The organism is Alkalihalophilus lindianensis, from assembly GCF_032843265.1.
Lineage (GTDB): Bacteria > Bacillota > Bacilli > Bacillales > Bacillaceae_D > Alkalihalophilus > Alkalihalophilus lindianensis.
In genome coordinates, this window is record NZ_JAWJBA010000372.1 from 1 (window position 1) to 269 (window position 269).

General features: G+C 50.9%; 1 protein-coding gene. It reads left to right on the forward strand.

The window, feature by feature from the left end; translation table 11 throughout:
- Nucleotides 1-269 (forward strand): DUF8459 domain-containing protein (locus tag RYX56_RS22625; protein WP_317124160.1); only part of this gene is annotated, 269 nt, incomplete at both ends.

Sequence of the window (269 nt, forward strand, 5' to 3'; positions counted from 1 at the left end):
GTAATTCAAAAGAACTTGGACAATGCGCTTGTTGCATCGAAAGATCGCGGCCCATCGTCCGTTAACATCACTTATGTTAAAGGCAGCCCCGTCATCACCTTGGGCGGCTACAAGATTGTTGAAGTCGACGCCGGCAACGCAAAAGCATACGGAACGACACCTGCACTGCTCGCGAAGAAATGGGCAGATGCACTGCGCAACTCCTTGGTTGACCAAGCCAGCGTAGAAAGCTATGTCGCACAATTAACTGGCGAATACAGCAATAGCGC